At 68.6% G+C, this 17217-nt stretch carries 15 protein-coding genes and 2 pseudogenes; 7 read left to right on the plus strand and 10 right to left on the minus strand.

The window, feature by feature from the left end; translation table 11 throughout:
- Positions 1 to 46: 46 nt before the first annotated feature.
- The 4 genes and pseudogenes from MVF96_RS15915 to MVF96_RS15930 all read right to left on the minus strand — a co-directional run bounded on the left by MVF96_RS15915 (position 47) and on the right by MVF96_RS15930 (position 4150).
- On the minus strand, positions 47 to 1441 hold the full coding sequence (locus tag MVF96_RS15915) for a vWA domain-containing protein (RefSeq protein WP_247449671.1): 1395 nt from the start codon (positions 1439 to 1441) through the stop codon (positions 47 to 49).
- Positions 1441 to 2426, minus strand: a pseudogene (locus MVF96_RS15920) (AAA family ATPase). The gene MVF96_RS15915 and the pseudogene MVF96_RS15920 overlap by 1 nt, the downstream one beginning before the upstream one ends.
- Positions 2426 to 3754, minus strand: coding sequence for a glutamate-5-semialdehyde dehydrogenase (locus MVF96_RS15925; protein WP_247449672.1), 1329 nt, complete (start codon positions 3752 to 3754; stop codon positions 2426 to 2428). The pseudogene MVF96_RS15920 and the gene MVF96_RS15925 overlap by 1 nt, the downstream one beginning before the upstream one ends.
- Positions 3755 to 3859: 105 nt before the next feature.
- On the minus strand, positions 3860 to 4150 hold the full coding sequence (locus tag MVF96_RS15930; RefSeq protein ID WP_217492978.1) for a metal-sensitive transcriptional regulator: 291 nt from the start codon (positions 4148 to 4150) through the stop codon (positions 3860 to 3862).
- Positions 4151 to 4277: 127 nt separating this feature from the next.
- Between MVF96_RS15930 and MVF96_RS15935 the strand changes: the two genes are divergently transcribed.
- The 4 genes from MVF96_RS15935 to MVF96_RS15950 are packed head-to-tail and all read left to right on the plus strand — an operon-like array spanning position 4278 to position 7956.
- On the plus strand, positions 4278 to 6440 hold the full coding sequence (locus MVF96_RS15935; RefSeq protein ID WP_068970229.1) for an MMPL family transporter: 2163 nt from the start codon (positions 4278 to 4280) through the stop codon (positions 6438 to 6440).
- Positions 6441 to 6493: 53 nt separating this feature from the next.
- Positions 6494 to 6898, plus strand: coding sequence for a DUF302 domain-containing protein (locus MVF96_RS15940; RefSeq protein WP_068970230.1), 405 nt, complete (start codon positions 6494 to 6496; stop codon positions 6896 to 6898).
- 38 nt (positions 6899 to 6936) lie between these two features.
- On the plus strand, positions 6937 to 7542 hold the full coding sequence (locus tag MVF96_RS15945; protein ID WP_068970231.1) for a mycothiol-dependent nitroreductase Rv2466c family protein: 606 nt from the start codon (positions 6937 to 6939) through the stop codon (positions 7540 to 7542).
- 48 nt (positions 7543 to 7590) lie between these two features.
- Positions 7591 to 7956 (plus strand): DMT family transporter, encoded by a 366-nt coding sequence (locus tag MVF96_RS15950; RefSeq protein ID WP_336276194.1) that lies wholly within the window; start codon positions 7591 to 7593, stop codon positions 7954 to 7956.
- An 18-nt stretch (positions 7957 to 7974) separates the two neighbouring features.
- Here the strand turns inward: MVF96_RS15950 and MVF96_RS15955 are convergent, their stop codons facing one another.
- The 3 genes from MVF96_RS15955 to MVF96_RS15965 all read right to left on the minus strand — a co-directional run bounded on the left by MVF96_RS15955 (position 7975) and on the right by MVF96_RS15965 (position 12760).
- Positions 7975 to 8742, minus strand: coding sequence for an HNH endonuclease family protein (locus tag MVF96_RS15955; protein ID WP_388031250.1), 768 nt, complete (start codon positions 8740 to 8742; stop codon positions 7975 to 7977).
- Between the two features lie 125 nt (positions 8743 to 8867).
- The gene (gene recG / locus MVF96_RS15960; RefSeq protein ID WP_137808991.1) at positions 8868 to 11114 is read right to left on the minus strand and encodes an ATP-dependent DNA helicase RecG; all 2247 of its coding nucleotides are present in this window, start codon (positions 11112 to 11114) and stop codon (positions 8868 to 8870) included.
- Positions 11111 to 12760, minus strand: a complete 1650-nt coding sequence (locus MVF96_RS15965) for a DAK2 domain-containing protein (RefSeq protein ID WP_068970234.1) — start codon at positions 12758 to 12760, stop codon at positions 11111 to 11113. Before MVF96_RS15965 ends, recG begins: the two co-directional genes overlap by 4 nt.
- Positions 12761 to 13041: 281 nt before the next feature.
- Here MVF96_RS15965 and rpmB point away from each other — a divergent pair, with 281 nt between their 5' ends.
- Together rpmB and MVF96_RS15975 are read left to right on the plus strand one after the other, a co-directional pair.
- On the plus strand, positions 13042 to 13233 hold the full coding sequence (rpmB, locus tag MVF96_RS15970; protein WP_004023092.1) for a 50S ribosomal protein L28: 192 nt from the start codon (positions 13042 to 13044) through the stop codon (positions 13231 to 13233).
- Positions 13234 to 13340: 107 nt separating this feature from the next.
- Positions 13341 to 14179, plus strand: a pseudogene (locus tag MVF96_RS15975) (enoyl-CoA hydratase/isomerase family protein).
- Positions 14180 to 14408: 229 nt separating this feature from the next.
- Here the strand turns inward: MVF96_RS15975 and MVF96_RS15980 are convergent.
- The 3 genes from MVF96_RS15980 to MVF96_RS15990 are packed head-to-tail and all read right to left on the minus strand — an operon-like array spanning position 14409 to position 16715.
- Positions 14409 to 15092 carry a uracil-DNA glycosylase gene (locus MVF96_RS15980; protein ID WP_065632720.1) on the minus strand — a complete coding sequence of 228 codons (684 nt, stop codon included), beginning with the start codon at positions 15090 to 15092 and terminating at the stop codon, positions 14409 to 14411.
- Between the two features lie 26 nt (positions 15093 to 15118).
- Complete coding sequence (locus MVF96_RS15985) at positions 15119 to 15640, minus strand: gamma carbonic anhydrase family protein (RefSeq protein ID WP_058252116.1); 522 nt, start codon at positions 15638 to 15640, stop codon at positions 15119 to 15121.
- Positions 15641 to 15671: 31 nt separating this feature from the next.
- Positions 15672 to 16715 carry a thiamine-phosphate kinase gene (locus tag MVF96_RS15990; RefSeq protein WP_068970239.1) on the minus strand — a complete coding sequence of 348 codons (1044 nt, stop codon included), beginning with the start codon at positions 16713 to 16715 and terminating at the stop codon, positions 15672 to 15674.
- A gap of 225 nt (positions 16716 to 16940) precedes the next feature.
- Between MVF96_RS15990 and MVF96_RS15995 the strand changes: the two genes are divergently transcribed.
- A complete protein-coding gene (locus MVF96_RS15995) occupies positions 16941 to 17186 on the plus strand; it encodes an Lrp/AsnC ligand binding domain-containing protein (protein ID WP_058252118.1) in 246 nt (81 codons plus the stop codon).
- The last annotated feature ends 31 nt before the right edge of the window (positions 17187 to 17217 follow it).

Genomic DNA, 17217 nt, shown 5'->3' on the forward strand with positions numbered 1-17217 from the left:
ACGGTCAGTCTACGCGTCGAGCACTGATGCGAATCGGCAGCGCTGGTCAGATCGGCAGGAGGTCGGCGATGACCGTGCCCAGTTGTGTGGCGTTCCGGCATTCGAACATGTCGATCACGTCCCCGTAATCGGTCGCGACCGAGTCACCCGTGCCCCAGTGCTGCTTGGCCTCCGGGTTGAGCCAGTAGGCGTGCCGGGCCCGTTCCACCAGTTCGGCGAGCGCGTCGGCGTGCGGATCGTGATAGTTGTTCCGCCCGTCCCCCAGGATCAGCAACGCACCCCGGTGGGTCAGCGTATCGCCGTAGTCGGCGACGAACCCGGCCAGCATGTTGCCGTAGTCCGAGTGACCGTCGCGGGTGGAGATCCGCGCGGTGGAGATCATGTGGTGCATCGCCGCACCGAAATCCTCTTCGCCGTGGTCGAAGTAATCGGTCACCTCGTCGACGGTGTCGACGAAAGCGAACACCCGCACCTTCGAGAACTGTTGCCGCAGTGCATACACCAAGCGCAACGTGAACTGACTGAACCCGGCCACCGACCCCGAGACGTCGCAGATGATGATGAGTTCGGGCCGCCCCGGGCGCGGCTTGCGGTGACTGAGTTCGATGGGCACCCCACCGGTGGACATCGAGGCGCGCAGCGTCTTCCGGACGTCGACCGCGCCGCGGTGAGCGCGCCGTCGCCTCGTCTCGAGCTTCGCGGCCAGCAATCTGGCCAGCGGTTCGATGGTCTTGCGGATCTCCACCTGCTCTTTGGCGCCGGCCGACAGGAAGTTGACGTTCTCCGGTAGCGGGGGCACCGCGTAGGCGCCGACCTTCTCGCGGCCGTTGCGGTCGGCCATGCGCCGCTGGGTCTCTCGCTCGATCGCCGCACGCAGATCGTTGGCCTTCCGGCGCGCCGCCTGCCGGTAGAGCGGTTCCGTACCGGCCCGGCCGCCGTCCCCATCGCCCTCACCGGCCATGGCCGCCGCGATCTTCGCGATCAGTGTCTGCGGACTCACCGCGGTGATGGCCTGATAGGCCGAGAACGCCTCGCCCCGAGTCGATCCGTACCGCCCCAACTCGTCGACGATCATCGCGATGGCCTGGTCGAGCCGGCCGTCGTTCGCCGACGCGTCGTCGGCGAGCATCTCCGCCAGCGCGTCCCGGACCGCCTCGACATCGAGCTCGCCGTCGGGGGTACGCGGGAGATCCTCGGTCACTGTGCGCATTCCGGCGCCGAGGGGGAACCACAGGTCGAAGACCCGGTCGAACACACCGCGATGGGCGTGATCGACGAGCAGTGTCGTCGCGAGCCCCTCACGCAGACGGGGGCGTTCGAGGAGATCGAGGACCTCCATCGCGCTCGCCGCATCGATCAGCGCCGACGGCCCGACCACGATCCCGCGACGACGCAACTCGTCGACGAAATCGGTGAGGTGCGCGACGAGCGGAGCCGTCATCAGCCCAGCTTGAGTTCTTTGAGAGCCGTCTTGAGGTCCGGCCGGTGCTTCAGCACGACACCGAGCGTCCGCGCTATGAGTCCGTCGTCGAATCCGCCACCGCTCTTCGCCGTTGCCTTCTCCCCGGCTCCCAGCGCCAACAGCGTGTTCGCCCAGTCGATCGTCTCGGCCACCGACGGCTTCTTGCGGATGTCGAGTGTGCGTAGGACACCGACGATCCGCACCAGCTCGGCGCTGAGCGAATCCGACAGGTTCGGCACCCGCGACGCGAGGATCTCCTTCTCGCGCTCGGCATCCGGGAAGTCGATGTAGAGGTACAGACAACGACGCTTGAGTGCCTCGGACAGTTCACGGGTCGCGTTCGATGTCAGCAAGACGATCGGACGACGTTGAGCGGCCACCCCCCCCCCCCCCCCCCCCCCCCCCCCCCCCCCCCCCCCCCGGTTCCCATCTCCGGGATGGTGATCGCGAAATCGCTGAGCACTTCCAGCAGCAGCCCCTCCATGTCGACGTCGGCCTTGTCGACCTCGTCGATGAGGAGCACGGTGGCACCCTCGCGCGAGATCGCCTTGAGCAGCGGCCGCGGCAGGAGGAACTCGTCGGAGAAGATGTCGGCCTTGGCCTCATCCCACGCGCGGTCCCCCGTCGCCTGGATGTGCAGGATCTGCTTGGCGTGATTCCACTCGTACAGCGCGCGGGCCTCGTCGATGCCCTCGTAGCACTGCAGGCGGATGAGTTCGGCATCCGTGGCCGCCGCGATGGACCGGGCGAGTTCGGTCTTGCCGACACCCGCGGGTCCCTCGACCAGCAACGGCTTGCCGAGACGGTCGGCCAGGAAGGTCGAGGTCGCGGTCGCGTCGTCGGCGAGGTAACCCGTCGCGCGAAGGCGACCGACGACGTCGTCGACACCCTCGAACGACGGCACGACGGCCGGGCCCGAGCCGGTGTATCCCGCGGTCCCCGCGTCCGGGGTCGTCGCGCTCATCAGGCGGGCCGCACGTGGCCGTTGCCCCAGACCACCCATTTGGTCGAGGTCAGTTCCGGCAGACCCATCGGGCCGCGGGCATGGAGCTTCTGGGTGGAGATGCCGATCTCGGCGCCGAAGCCGAACTGCTCGCCGTCGGTGAAGGCGGTCGATGCGTTGACCATGACGGCGGCGGCATCCACGCGCCGGGTGAACTCGTCGGCGGCCGCCAGGTCGGTGGTGATGATCGCCTCCGTGTGGCCGGTTCCGTAGGTGTCGATGTGGGCGACCGCGGCGTCGAGCCCGTCGACCACCTTCATCGCGATGTCCATCGACAGGTATTCCATGGACCAGTCGTCCTCGGTGGCCGGCTCCATACCCGGCTCGTCGCCGTGGATGACCACGCCCTGGGTCTGCAGCACCGAGGTGATCCGCGGCAGCGCGTCGGCCGCGACGGCCTTGTCGATGAGCACGGTCTCCGCGGTGTTGCAGACACTCGGCCGGCGGGTCTTGGAGTTGAGAATGACACGCGCCGCGACATCGAGGTCGGCGAGTGCGTGGACGTAGACGTGGCAGTTGCCGACGCCGGTCTCGATCGTCGGGACCGTCGCATTCGACACCACGGCCTCGATGAGCCCCGCGCCGCCACGGGGGATGACCACGTCCACGAGTCCGCGCGCCCGGATGAGCGCGGTCACGCTGGACCGATCGTCGCTGGGCAGCAGCGACACCGCATCCGCGCTGACCCCCTTGGCCGACAGGGTCTCCCGCAGCACGCGCACCAGTTCGGCGTTCGACGCCGCCGCCGACGACGAGCCACGCAGCAGCACCGCGTTCCCGGACTTGAAGGAGATCCCGAACGCATCGACGGTGACGTTGGGGCGCGCTTCGTACACGATGCCCACGACCCCCAGGGGCACGCGCAGCTGACGCAGCTGCAGCCCGTTGGGGAGGGTCTTCCCCGCAACCACCTCACCGATCGGGTCGGGGAGCACGGCGACCTGCCGCAGACCGTTGGCGATACCGGCCACGCGCGACGCGTCGAGCCGCAGCCGGTCGAGCAGGCTCACCTCGATGTCGGCCGCCTCGGCACGCGCGATGTCCTCCGCGTTCGCGGCGAGGATGGTGTCGGTGGCCGCCTCGATGGCGTCGGCCGCGGCGAGCAGGACCTCGTTCTTGCCCGCGGTCGTCAGACCGCTCAGCGAACGGGACGCCGATTTGGCGGCACGGGCAAGCCCGAGAACGACCTTCTCCGTGTCGGACTTCTCGGTGTCGGACTTCTCGGTGTCGGACTTCTCGGCGCCGGAGCCGCCTTCGGCAACGGACTGCTCTGCGGTGGGTGCGCTCATCAACATCCTCGACTTCGGTGGTTCCGGGCGCGACCGCCCGGAAAGTGCCGTTCTCAGAGTAACGCCGCAGGTTCGGAGTCCCCAACGAGATCCACGGACGGCGCCTCAGGCGAGTGTGAGGAAGAGCTTCTCCAGCTCTGCCTCGGTCAACGGCGGTTGCTCACCGTCAACGGTCTCGATGCACTGCCGCATTCCCGAGGCCACGATCTTGAAACCGGCGCGGTCGAGCGCACGGGACACCGCGGCGAGCTGTGTGACGACGTCCTTGCAGTCGCGCCCCGCCTCGATCATCGCGATCACACCGGCGAGCTGCCCCTGCGCTCGGCGTAGACGGTTGAGGACGGCACTCATCGCATCGTCGCCGACGGCCACGTGGGGCCTCTTGTCATCGGCCATCGAGGCCTCCTCGCTGTCGTGCACCACCGACGTCCGGTTGGGTGCTGAATTCTTGACGTCAAGATACCCCCATGGGTATGTTGGCCGCCAGACGGATACCCCGAGGGGTATATACGAAAGGAAATCCATGGCGCCGATCACACCTCTGTCCGACGAGGCGACCACTACCGACCCCGCGGGCTCCCCGCCCGGGGGCCTCGGCCGGTGGGGTGCGGCCATGGCCGCGCACGCCCGCTGGGTGTTCGGCGTGTGGCTCCTCGTCCTGCTCGTCCTGGGAGCCGCGGCGCCGTCGGTGTTTTCCGCACTCGCGGGCGCGGGCTGGCAGGCCGACGGGTCGGAGTCCGTGCAGGTCCGCGAGCTGGCTCAGCAACATTTCGGCGGGAACTCGTCGGCAGCGGTCCATGTGGTCGTCCACTCCGAGCGCGACACGGTCGACGGTCCCGCGATTCGAGAGGTGGTCGGCGAGATCGCTGCACTGGCGGGGACGGACAGCCGGTTCGCCCAGGTCGTCCCGCCACAGCCCGGCATGTCGATCAGCCCGGACGGCCACACCGGGATCGTCATAGTGGGCGCGGCCGCCGACACCGACGAGATGGTGCGCGCTGTCGATGAGCACAAGGACGCGTTGATCGCCCTGTCCGGAAACGGGATCGAGGTGTACCCGACGGGTGCCTCGGCCCTGTGGAGCGACTTCAACGAGGCCAATCACGACGCGATGATCAAGGCCGAGCTGTTCTCATGGCCGGTCACGCTGACGATCATGGTGCTCGCCTTCGGGTCGCTCGTCGCGGCCGGTCTCCCATTGTTGCTGACCATCGCCGGTCTCGTCGCATCCGCGGGCGGCCTGGTGTTGTTGAACCAGGTCACCCCGATCTCGGTGTGGGCCATGAACTTCGCGATGATGTTCGCGCTGGCGCTGGGCATCGACTACGCACTGTTCCTGGTGTCGCGGTTCCGCGACTCGGTCCGGGAGCACGGCGACGACATGCGCGCGGCGGTGGCGCAGACGATGGACACCGCAGGCAAGGCGGTGTTGCTGTCCGGCATCACGGTTCTGGTGAGCCTGTCGGCCGTGCTGCTGGTTCCGGCACCGGCGGTGCGCACGATGGCGGTGGGCATCATGCTCGCGGTGGCCTTCGTCCTCGCGGCAACCCTCACTCTCCTACCCGCCGCGCTGGGCGCCCTGAGTGGCCGGATCAACGCGGTCTCGCTGCCGTACGCGCGCCGCCAGCAGCACCGATCGCCGGTGTTCGCACGCTGGGGCGGCTTCCTGCAGCGCCATCCGTGGGCTGTCGCCACCGGCTCCCTGGTTGTTCTCGTCGCGCTCGCGATCCCGGTCGTCGGGTTGAAGGTCGCTATGCCCTCCATCGGCGTCGTCCCGGCCGACGCGCCCGTCCGCCAGGGCTATGAACTCGTGCAGTCGCAGATGGGCGAGGGCGCACCGGGGATGCTGCAGATCGTCGCACCCGCCGACGAGGCGCAGCAGGCCGCCGCGGTCGCGGCGCAGTCCCCGGGGATCACCATGGTCACTCCCGCGACGCCGGCCGCGGACGACTCGGACCTCGTTCTCATGCAGGCTCTTCCGACCGTCGACCCGTCCGCCGGCCAGATGGCCACAATCGTCGACGACCTGCGTGACGCATTGCCCGACGGCGCTCTCGTCGGCGGCGCGCCCACCGAGAACCTCGACCTGCAGCACGCTCTGAACGACTACTTCCCGCTGGTCGTCGCCGTCATTCTCGTCCTCGGTTTCGTCTTGCTGCTGGTGTCACTCCAAGCGCCGCTGATCGCACTCATCGGCACTGTGGTGAGCCTGCTGTCCACCGCCGCGGCGTTCGGCGTCGCGAAGCTGATCTTCCAGGACGGGCACCTGGCAGACCTGCTGGGCTTCACACCTCAGGGATTTCTCGACGGCTGGGCCCCCGTGTTCTTCTTCGCCATGATCTTCGCGATCGCGATGGACTACACCGTGTTCCTCCTCGCCACCGCCAAAGAACACTACGAACGCTCCGGGGATCCATCGACCGCGCAGGTCGACGGCATGGCCCACTCCGGGCGGATCATCTTCGCCGCAGCTGCGGTCATGGTCGCCGTCTTCTTCACCTTCGCCCTGGCCCAACCACTCCCTCCGAAGGAGATGGGGATCATCCTGGGTGTGGCAGTCCTGCTCGACGCCGTCCTGATCCGCCTCACCCTCCTGCCGGCGCTGCTACGCATCACCGGCCGGGCGGCGTGGTGGACACCATCCTGGTTGCGCCGGATCCTCCCGTCGATCAGCTTCAAGCATTGACCTCACCCGAATCGGGTACACGCCCCTTGAGGGCCGACAAGAAAGGACACACGATGTCACTCGCGCTGACCACCACGCTGCCGCACCCCTTCCCGGAGGCGGTCGAACGGACCAGAGCCGCGCTCGCCGATCAGGGATTCGGCATCCTCACCGAGATCGACGTCCAAGCGACGCTCAAAACGAAACTCGACGAGGACATGGAGCCCTATCTGATTCTCGGTGCCTGCAATCCGCCGCTGGCGCATCGGGCGCTCGGCGTCCACCGGCAGATCGGGTTGCTGTTGCCGTGCAACGTCGTCGTCCGCGCCGACCCGGGCAACCCCGACCACACGCTCGTCGAGGCGATGAACCCCGACCTCATGGTCCAGGTCTCGGGCGAACCCGACCTCGAACCGGTCGCACGTGATGCCGCGGAGAAGTTGCGCGCCGCGATCGATTCCCTGACCGCACAGTCCTGAATCCCCTTGCACATCCGCCCGAGACCTCCGGAGTTCTCATGACCCACTTCGATTTCTACTTCGACCCCGTGTGCCCCTTCGCCTGGGTCGCATCGCGATGGCTCATCGATCGGGCTCAGGCACACGATGCCTCCGTCGACTGGCACGTGATGAGTCTGGCCATCCTGAATGAGGACCAGGAGCCGGATTCCGACGAGCAGCGGCAGCAACTCGACACCTCGCGGCGACTCGGACGTGTGTTGATGGCGGCCGTCGACGAGTCCGGGACCGATTCGCTCGAACCCCTCTATTCGGCGATCGGCCGACGGCTCCACCATGTGGGCGACGAGATGACGCCCGCGGCGGTGTCGGAGATCCTCGTCGACACCGGCCTCCCCGCCGGCCTGGCCGAGGCAATGGACGACGAGTCGTTCGACGACGCCCTGCGCGCGTCGCATCAACGCAGTCAGGATGCGCTGGGCGAGGCCGGCGGCAGCCCCATCACCGGGATCGACGGCAACCATTTCTTCGGTCCCGTCCTCTCCGACATCCCGACCGGTGACGAAGCGGACGCACTTTTCTCGTCTCTGGTGACGCTCGCGGGCGTCTCGGCATTCGCACAGGTGAAGCGGCCGGCAGGAGGACCTCCGTCGTTCTCGGACTGATCTCGGCGCGCATCCCGCCCGTCTCCCGCCTACTGTGACGCCGTACAGATGTCCGAAGACGGGAGCGATCGCGAAGTGGCGTGGCTTGTCCTGGTGACCGCGGGTCTGGTCGAGATCATCTACATGGCAGCTCTGGAGAAGTCGAACACCTTCACACGTCCGATGTGGACGGCCCTGTTCATCATCGGGGTGATCGTGAGCATGGCCGGTGTCGCCTACGCGATCCGCTCGATCCCCCTGGGCACGGCCTACGCGGTCTGGGTGGGGATCGGCGCGGTCGGTACCGCGATCTATGGAATCCTGTTCCTGCGAGAACCGGCCGGCCTCGCTCGGCTCGGATGCATCTTCCTCATCCTCACGGGTGTCGTCGGACTGAACCTGTTGCACAACTCGGAGGGCGCGGGGGCGCATTGACGCGGCGGCGCATGGTCGTCAGTCCGCACACCGCAGCGCCTCCGACAGGACGCGTCGGGAGGGTTCGTCGATCGCCAATCCGTATGTAGCCGTGACGATCACGAACTGAATCGCGTACTGGCACCAGAATCCACGGGCCGGTGGCATCCAGCGCGCGGGTTCGGAGTCGCTCTTTTCCTGGTTCGAACGCCCGTCGACGGCAACGAGATTGGCGGGGTCGTTCGCGAAGTCCAGCCGCCGGTCGGGCGGCCACGCCCACGCTCCCATGTCCCAGGCATACGACAGCGGGACGATGTGGTCGATCTGCACCGCCGACGCGCTCCGATCGCGCCGGAAGACGACGAAGTCGCCGGTGTACGGGCTCCGCAGTTCGCCCGCCAGTACGGCACGAGGACAACTCGGCGTCGGGCCGGCTCGGATGTCGTGGAGATCCCGAGCCAGCACGTCGTTACGGGTGTCGCACCCGTTGCCGCCTCCGGGAACGGACCCGGCGTCCGACCAGGCGCTGCCGAACGCGGCCCGGTCGTAATCCTGTCGGTCGGTACGACCCGCACTGATCGGGATCGAGGCGAGCGACGACGCCGCCTGCCCCGCCATCGCCCGAATCCTCGGGTCGGTGTCGGGACCGGCCCGAAAGGCGTCGACGCCGACGGCGACCACCACCGCCGTGACGACGGCGGCGACGAGCACCGCCCACTGCCGTGGCGACCAGGACGGCGAGTCCCGCGGCGTCCAGCGCATCCATCGGATCCGCATGCGGAGTCGTCGCAGCGTCGGCGAACGCATCACCATGCATTCTCAGACGCACGCGGCAACCTTCTGGTTCCGTGTGTCGATCGGCCCGGTACCGGTGTCGCAGAACGTGGCGCCAGGCGCACCGATGCGCGACAACTGGGCTCGGGCCGAGCCGGTCAGGACTTGTCGAGGTACGCGATCTTGTGCGGCACGAGGATTCCGTCGACGAGATCCGCGAGCGGTCGGTGTTCGAGCAGCGTGATGTCCTCGCTCACCACCTCTTCCGCGAGTCCGCGGGCGTCCTCGATGACCTCGACGTCCTCGAGCAGGGACAGGAACCGCAACGACGTGTTGACGCCCGACTGTAGGGACCCGAGCAGATCACCCTCCCGGCGTTGCTCGAGATCGACTCGCGCGAGCTCGAATCCGTCGTTCGAACCGGCCACGGCGCGGAGGCGGTCCATCGACGGCGAGCCGTCCCGGGCATTCGTCATCAGCAGGCACAGACCCGCATGCCGCCCACGTCCCACACGACCGCGCAACTGATGCAGCTGGCTCACTCCGAACCGATCGGCGTCGACGATGACCATCGTGGTCGCATTGGGCACGTCGACACCCACCTCGATGACGGTGGTGGACACCAGCACGTCCACCTCGCCCCGACCGAAGGCATCCATGACGGCGTTCTTCTCGTCGGCGGGTAGGCGGCCGTGCAGGAGCTCCACGCGTCGGTGCGCGAACGGGCCGGCGACGAGGGCCTCGTACTGCTCGAGGACCGAGGTCGGCCGCGGGCCCTTCTCCTCGTTGTCGTCGGACTCGGGTTCGGGCCCGTCGCCGATGCGCGAGCACACGACATAGACCTGACGGCCGGCGTCGATCTCCTCGTTGGCGCGCGACCACACCCGGTCGACCCATGAGGATTTCCCGGTGGGCACCACCGACGTGGTGATCGGCTGCCGGCCGCGCGGCAGCTCCCGGAGGACCGAGGTCTCGAGGTCACCGAAGGCGGTCATGGCGACGGTCCGCGGGATCGGCGTCGCGGTCATCACGAGGAAATGCGGTATCCGCCCGTTGCGGCCCTTGCCGCGCAACACATCTCGCTGCTCCACGCCGAAGCGGTGCTGTTCGTCGATCACGACGAGTCCGAGGTCGAAGAACTCGACCTTGTCCTCGAGGAGCGCGTGGGTCCCGATCACGATCCCGGCCTGGCCCGTCACCACGTCGAGGAGCGTCTCGCGCCGGCCCTTGGTCTTCATCGAACCCGTCAGCAGCGCGAGGCGCGTCGCGCCGTCGGCCGCGGTCAGTTCGCCCGCCTCGGCGAGGTCGCCCAGCATCGTCTTCATCGTCCGGTAGTGCTGTGCGGCAAGCACTTCCGTCGGGGCCAGGATGGCGCACTGGTACCCGTTGTCGACGACCCGCAGCATTGCCAGCAACGACACGAGTGTCTTCCCGGACCCGACCTCGCCCTGCAACAGCCGCGACATCGGCTGCGCGCGGGCCAGATCCTCGGCGAGCTCCTCCCCCACCTCGACCTGACCGTCGGTCAGGGTGAACGGGAGTCGGTCACGCAACTTGTCCTCGAGACCGCCGGGCACGCGTGGACACGGTGGCGCCGACTCGCTCCGCCCCGCCAACCGGCGCTGCGCCAGCACGGTCTGGATGGCCAGCGCCTCATCGAACTTCAGCCGATGGGCGGCGACCTTCACGTCGTCCTCGGCATCGGGCAGGTGGATCTTGCGGATCGCCTCGTCGGTGCTGACGAGACCCCGCGCGCGGCGTTCGGCTTCGGTGAGTGCGTCGGGAATCGGCGCGCTCTCACTCAGGACCCGACGGACCGCGCCGAGGATGTCCCAGGTCTGAATGTTCTTGTTGGCCGGGTACATCGGCAGGATGTCGCGGTCGAACATGGTGACCAGGGGGTGATCGCCGCGCTCTCCGGTGATCTGCTCCTCGATCGCGTACATCTCGGTCAGCATCTTGGAACCGACGACGTCCTCGATCTCCGGATCGCCGTCGGGAAGGATCATCCATTCCGGATGCGACAACTGGATCTGGTCGCGGAAGTACTTGACCGCGCCGGCCATCATCACCCGTGCACCGGGTCGGAACAGCCCCTTGAGGCGGTGGGCGTTGAAGAAGCTGGCCTCGTAGACGTCGTTGTCGTCGGTGACCTTCACCTTGAGGAACGACCCTTTGCGGCTCCTCATCTTGATGAGATCGGACTTGGTGATCCGTCCGACGATCGTCAGCCACTCACCCGGTTCGGGCCGCTCCTGGTCGACCACGTGGCCGCGTCGGATGTACCGGCGGGGCGTGTACCGCAACAGCTCCCCGACCGTGTGCACGCCGACGGTGGCGAGCTGTTCGGCGGGCTTGGTCCCCAGGACGTCGGACAGCGAATCCGACAGTGCCAGTTCGGTCACTCCACACCCACCTGGACGAGATCGGTGCGCTGTCCGGTGCGGTACACCGCCAATTCGATGCCGGGGTAGCTGCGCCGCATCTGCTCCGCGACGGCCTCGAGGGCGGCCTCGTCGACCTCGACGCCGGCAAGCACCGTGACCAGCTCGCCTCCGGTGGAGAGCATGAGGTCGACGAGGGCGGTGCACGCCGACGTCTGATCCGGCGCCACGACGAGCACGTCGTCGCCGATCAGCCCCAGCACGTCACCGACCTCGCTCATCCCCGCCAGCGTCATCATCCTCGTGGTCGCCGACTGCAGCGATCCCCAGCGTGCCCCGGCGGCGGCCTCGGCCATCGCGTAGGCGTCGACGTCGGGGACCTCGCTCGGATCGTGCACGGCGAGAGCGGCGAGGCACTGGGTCATCGACGACGTCGGCAGCATCAGGACCGAACGCTGGGTGGACCGCACCTCGGTGGCGACCGTGACGAGATCCTGCGATGTCAATGCGCCGTTGGCCATGACGACGACATGCGCGCTGTCGGTGTCGCGGATCGCGCGGCCCAGCTCGTGGGCGGAGAGTCCGTCGTCGGCGCGCAGCACGACCGCACCGGCCTCGCCGAACAGTTCGGCCGCGCCGTCACCGGACACGACGACCACCACCGCCCGTTTGTGCCGGGGCGGCGGCTCAGCCGAATCCGCCTGTGCCCGAATGGCATCGAGAGCGAAGCAAGTGATCCGGACATCCGAGAGCTGCCCGATGCCCGCGCCGGCCTCGACCGCCGCACCCGGGTGGCAGGTGTGGACATGTACCGAGAAGCGTTCGCCCTCACCGCTGGAACTGTCGCCGACGATCACCACCGCGTCGCCGAGTTCGTCCAGACGTTCGCGCAGTTCGGCGATCTGCTCGCCGGCCGCGCCGTCGAGGAGGTACATGACCTCGAAGTCCTGGTCGCTCCCGTCGAGGCAACTGTCGTCCGGTCCGTGACCCAGCGTGGTGCTGTCGGTGAGGATGCCCCGGTAACGCCGGCGGCGGTGCGAGACGCCGGTGATGACCTTGACCATGGCGTCCACGATCGCGAGGAAGCCACGCCCGCCCGCGTCCACCACGCCCGCGTTCGCGAGCACCGACAGCTGTTCCGGGGTGCGTTCGAGCGCTTCGGCACAGTCGTCGGCGACGGCGCGCACCTGGTCGGCCGGGGACTCGTGCTCGTGCGCCGCGGCCGATTCGGCGGCGACCCGCACCAGCGTGAGGACCGTGCCCTCGCGCGGTTCACTCACCGCACGGGTCGCCGCGAGCGAACCGAGACGCAGACCCAGCGTCGAGAACTCGGCGAAGGTCAGGGCGTCGGTGTCGCCCAGGATCTCCGCACCGTCCGCGAGTCCGACCAGCACCTGCGAGAGGATGATCCCCGAGTTGCCCCGCGCCTGCGCCACCGCGCCGTCGGCCATCGCGCGGGCGACCTCGGGCAGCGACGCGTCGGGCGGCGTCTTCTCGACCGCCTCGGCCGCGGCCCGCATCGTGAAGAGCATGTTGCTCCCGGTGTCCGAATCGGGGATCGGGAAGACGTTGAGGTCGTTGATCTCGCCGCGCAGCGACTCGAGCTGTTCGACCGAGACTCGGGCCCAATCGCGCAGCAACTGCGGGTTGACGGTGCGGGCGATCACACGGTGGCTCTTTCTCGCAGACGCGGCGCGCGACGTACTGTGCTCTCGCGCGCAACGTGACCGGCTGGTGAGGTTGTGGGCAAGGTTACTCGGGGTGTCCGACCGTGCGGCGCGCCCGAGCGGGACCGGGTGGCGGATCGGCTCGGATTTGGTCACGCCACCACGACCTGGTTATCCTTGCAGGGTTGCCTTTCGCCTCGAGCGCGCACACCCACCGGTGGTGCCGATCGATCCGAGCGGCTGAACACCAGACCATGATCATCTACCAAGGGAGTTCGACGATGGCTGCCGTCTGCGATATTTGCGGCAAGGGCCCGGGCTTCGGCAAGTCGGTGTCTCACTCGCACCGCCGTACCAACCGCCGCTGGAACCCGAACATCCAGTCCGTTCGCGTGGAGGTCGCCCCCGGCAACCGCAAGCGCAAGAACGTCTGCACCTCCTGCCTGAAGGCCGGCAAGACCGCAGCTGTCTGACCTCCTCGCCCGTCCGCGGGTGGGAGTTCGAGAGCACGAGACCCGATGCCATGAGCGCAAGCTCCCCGGCATCGGGTCTTTGGTGTGTGCGCGATAGGGTTTCGCGCATGGCCTCATCGAACCCCACCGCCCCCGCTGCCGTAGACGACACCGACGCTCTGGTGCACGAGCGCAACGGCGTCCTCACCCTCGCGGTCTCGACGGCGGGCGCGGGCAACTCGCTCGACGACGCCGCCCTCGCCGCGGGAACCCAGGCACTGCGCGAGGTCGCGCGTGGACAGCGTGACGTGGGGGCGGTCCTGCTCGTCGGGCTGGGCAAGAACTTCTGCGCCGGCGGCAACGTCCGCGCCTTCGCCTGTGCGGACGACCGCCCGACCTATCTGCGCGAGATCGCCGACAACTTCCATCAGCTCGTCGGCGCCCTGTACGAGGCGAACCGCCCCGTCGTCGTCGCCGCGAAGGGCTGGGCCGCCGGCGCGGGCATGTCGCTGGTGTTGCACGCCGACGTCGCCGTCGGTGGTCCGTCGACCCGGCTGCGGCCCGCCTACCGCGGTATCGGTCTCACTCCCGACGGGGGTCTCACCTGGACCCTCCCCCGCGCCGTCGGCGCTGCCCGGGCACGCCAGATCATCCTGACCGACCGCGTCATCAGCGCCGACGAGGCCCAGCAGTGGGGGCTGCTGTCGGAGATCGTCGCCGACGACGAGGTCGAGTCCGCCGCGCGCACGGCCGCCGAGGCCATCGCGTCGGGTCCCCGCGACGCCGACGCGATGACCAAGCATCTGTTGGCCGTCTCCGCCGACACCACGTTGGTCGAGCACCTCGCCCTCGAAGCCCGCTCCATCTCCGAACGGTCCGGACTGCCCGAGGGCATCGAGGAGTTGACGCCTTCGTCGGCAAGCGCGCGCCGGACTTCACCCGGGGCCGTGCCACCACCGCCCCCTGATCCGAAAGAACTACATAACCATTGCTCCCTGAGGTGCGAGGAGCGCCAGCGACGAGCCACGAAGGGCCTGGTGAGACAGGTTGCGGAGCCCTTCGTGGCTCGCTTCGCTCGCACCTCAGGGAGCAGAGATGTGGACGCTCAAACAGTGTTCTTTCGTAGTCCACGACGGCCGCCAGGCCGCAGGTACTGAGGTGCGAGGAGCGCGTCGAGGTCGACGAGCCTCGAAGGGTCACGGCAGACGCCACTCCACCGGTTCGGCCCCGAGGTCCATCAGTTCCTCGTTGGCCCGGCTGAAGGGTCGGGACCCGAAGAACCCGCGCGAGGCCGACAACGGTGACGGATGCGCCGACACGATGGTCGGGACGTCGGGCAGCCACTTCTCCAGTCCCGCGGCGTCCCGGCCCCACAGGATCGCGACGAGCGGCTCGTCGCGGGCGGCAAGCGCCTTGATCGCGCACTCGGTCACCTCTTCCCAGCCCTTCCCCCGGTGAGAGGCCGGCTCGCCGGGGGCCACCGTGAGCACGCGGTTCAACAGAAGCACACCGTTGTCCGCCCAGGGCGTGAGATCCCCGGTGGTCGGCATGGGGTAGCCGAGATCGGCGCAGTACTCGGTGTAGATGTTCGTCAGGGAACGCGGGATCGGGCGCACGTCGGGCGCCACCGAGAAGCTCAGTCCGACGGCGTGTCCCGGCGTCGGGTACGGATCCTGCCCGACGATCAGCACGCGCACGTCGTCGAGGGGGCGCGTGAAGGCCCGCAGGACATGTTGTCCCGCAGGCAGATAGCGCCGCCCCTCGGCGATCTCGGTGCGCAGGAACCGGCCCATCTCGGTGATGAGCGGCTCGACCGGGGCGAGCGCCTGCGCCCAGCCCGGGTCGATCAGTTCGGCAAGGGGTTTGGGTGGTGCGGTCACTCGATTGCCTCCGTCGTGGGCGGTCGTCAGTCCAGTCGTTTCAGGGCGGTGCGATAGTGCTGCGCGTTCTGGAAGTACATCTCGCAGTTGAGTTCGGTGTGCCCCTCCGGTACCTCGTAGCCGTCGCGGAGCCGGGCCGGTACACCGAGCGCCATCCGTCGCGAGGGAACGTCGAACTTGAACGGGACCACCGCGCCGGCTCCGACGATCGCGCCGTCGCCGACCGTGGACCCGTTCAGGACCACCGATCCCGAGGCGATGAGGCAGTCGTTTCCGATCGTCGCGCCCTCTATGTGCGCGTTGTGTCCGACGACGCACCGTTCGCCGATCACGGTCGGGTCGAGAACCGTGCAGTGGATGACGGTGCCGTCCTGGATGTTGCTGCGGGCGCCGACGGTGATGGTCCCGTAGTCGCCGCGGAGTACCGCGCCCGGCCACACCGAGACACCGTCGCCCAGGGTGACCGCGCCGATCACCACCGCGTCCGGGTGCACGTAGGTGTCCTGTCCCAGGACCGGTTCTCGGTCGTCGAGTGCGTAGATCGCCATGAGGCGACTCTAATGGTGCGCCCCGGGGACCTCAGTCACCAGTCGGGTCGGCGAAGGACTGCCACCCGTGCAGTTCGAGACCGTCGGGCCCACCGACCCGGCGGTCGTCGACCCAGACCTCGGGCGCCGACGAGGACTTCTCCCCCACCGAGCCGATGACGGTCCACCCTGGCGGCACCACCGCGGGCCCGCCGAACGCCGCGAGCAGGTGATGGTCCTCGCCGCCGGCCAGTACCCAGCGGTCGACGTCCGCCCCGAGTTCGCTTGCCGCGGCAGCCAGATCCGGGCGCCGCGGTACGGCGTCGCCATGCACGGTCATGGCGACCTGGGCAGCCCTCGACATCGTGAGCAGTTCCTCGACCAGACCGTCGGAGATGTCGGTCATGGCGTGCGCACCTGCCGCCGCGGCGACCGGCCCCTGGGTGAGGTCGGGGTTCGGAACTCGGTGCAGTGCAACCAGTTCCGACCAATCGCTGACCATGAGACGCGGATCGGACAGCACCGCGAGTCCCGCGGCGCTGGCCCCCAGCGGACCGCTCACCGCGAGGACGTCACCAGGCCGGGCACCGCCCAGCGAGACGGGGGGCCGACCCTCGAGCGCGCCGACCGCGGTGACACTCACCACCACCTGACCGGCCGCGACGAGGTCGCCGCCCAGCACCCGGGCCCCCTGTCCGTGTGCCGCGCGGACCACGCCGTCGTTGAGGTCGAGGACGACGCCGACCGGCGTGTCCGACGGACACGCGATGGACACGACGAGACCCGTTGTGCGGCCGCCCATCGCGGCGACGTCGGCGGCACTCTGCACCACCGCGCGGGCGCCGACCTGCTCCGGCGTCGACCAGTCGAATCGGAAGTGGCGCCCCTCGACGACGGTGTCGGTGCTGATCACCGCCGATCCCCCGATGTCGAGAACGGCTGCGTCGTCACCGGATCCGATCACGATGTCGTCGGCGGGCTCACCGGAGGTCGCGGACGCGGTCAACGCGGCGATCACGGCACGCTCACCGATCGCCCCGACCGTGTCGGTCCGGTCGATCGCGCGGTCCTGCCGACCTGTCTCGTCGAAGGTCACTCGTCGGGGCCTTTCCTCTTCCGGTCGCGCGCGCACGGGGTTGTCGGTGACAATGTGTGCCACAGTGTATGGGGCCGCCGGGCGAGAGCGATCCGCAACAGTCCGGCCGCCCGCGGCAGTCGTGCACTGCCCGACGACCGCGCATGCGCCGAGCCGCCGGTACGACAGCCCGTGTCGACGATGTGCCCCATACGATGTGGCCCGGGAACGACACAGACGGAGAGGATGTCCGTGGTTCAGGCATACATACTGATCCAGACCGAGGTCGGCAGGGCCGCCCTCGCAGCCGCGACCATCGCCGAGATCGCCGGGGTCGCCTCGTCGGAAGAGGTCAGTGGGCCGTACGACGTGATCGTCCGGGTCGACGCCTCCGATGCCACCCACCTGACCGAGAACGTGGTTCCGCAGATCCAGAAGGTGGACGGGATCACCCGCACCCTGACCTGCCCGGTGGTCCCCACGACGCGCTGAGGGGCGTCGGCCGGCCGCCCACGACGGTGAT

Origin of the sequence: Gordonia hongkongensis (genome assembly GCF_023078355.1) — a bacterium.
GTDB lineage: Bacteria > Actinomycetota > Actinomycetes > Mycobacteriales > Mycobacteriaceae > Gordonia > Gordonia hongkongensis.

Bases quoted from the DNA above. Each gene is read 5' to 3' on its own strand.
- MVF96_RS15915 (WP_247449671.1), bottom strand. From the start codon at position 1,441: ATGACGGCTCCGCTCGTCGCGCACCTCACCGATTTCGTCGACGAGTTG.
- MVF96_RS15925 (WP_247449672.1), bottom strand. From the start codon at position 3,754: ATGAGCGCACCCACCGCAGAGCAGTCCGTTGCCGAAGGCGGCTCCGGC.
- MVF96_RS15930 (WP_217492978.1), bottom strand. From the start codon at position 4,150: ATGGCCGATGACAAGAGGCCCCACGTGGCCGTCGGCGACGATGCGATG.
- MVF96_RS15935 (WP_068970229.1), top strand. From the start codon at position 4,278: ATGGCGCCGATCACACCTCTGTCCGACGAGGCGACCACTACCGACCCC.
- MVF96_RS15940 (WP_068970230.1), top strand. From the start codon at position 6,494: ATGTCACTCGCGCTGACCACCACGCTGCCGCACCCCTTCCCGGAGGCG.
- MVF96_RS15945 (WP_068970231.1), top strand. From the start codon at position 6,937: ATGACCCACTTCGATTTCTACTTCGACCCCGTGTGCCCCTTCGCCTGG.
- MVF96_RS15950 (WP_336276194.1), top strand. From the start codon at position 7,591: ATGTCCGAAGACGGGAGCGATCGCGAAGTGGCGTGGCTTGTCCTGGTG.
- MVF96_RS15955 (WP_388031250.1), bottom strand. From the start codon at position 8,742: ATGCGTTCGCCGACGCTGCGACGACTCCGCATGCGGATCCGATGGATG.
- rpmB (WP_004023092.1), top strand. From the start codon at position 13,042: ATGGCTGCCGTCTGCGATATTTGCGGCAAGGGCCCGGGCTTCGGCAAG.
- MVF96_RS15985 (WP_058252116.1), bottom strand. From the start codon at position 15,640: ATGGCGATCTACGCACTCGACGACCGAGAACCGGTCCTGGGACAGGAC.
- MVF96_RS15995 (WP_058252118.1), top strand. From the start codon at position 16,941: ATGTCCGTGGTTCAGGCATACATACTGATCCAGACCGAGGTCGGCAGG.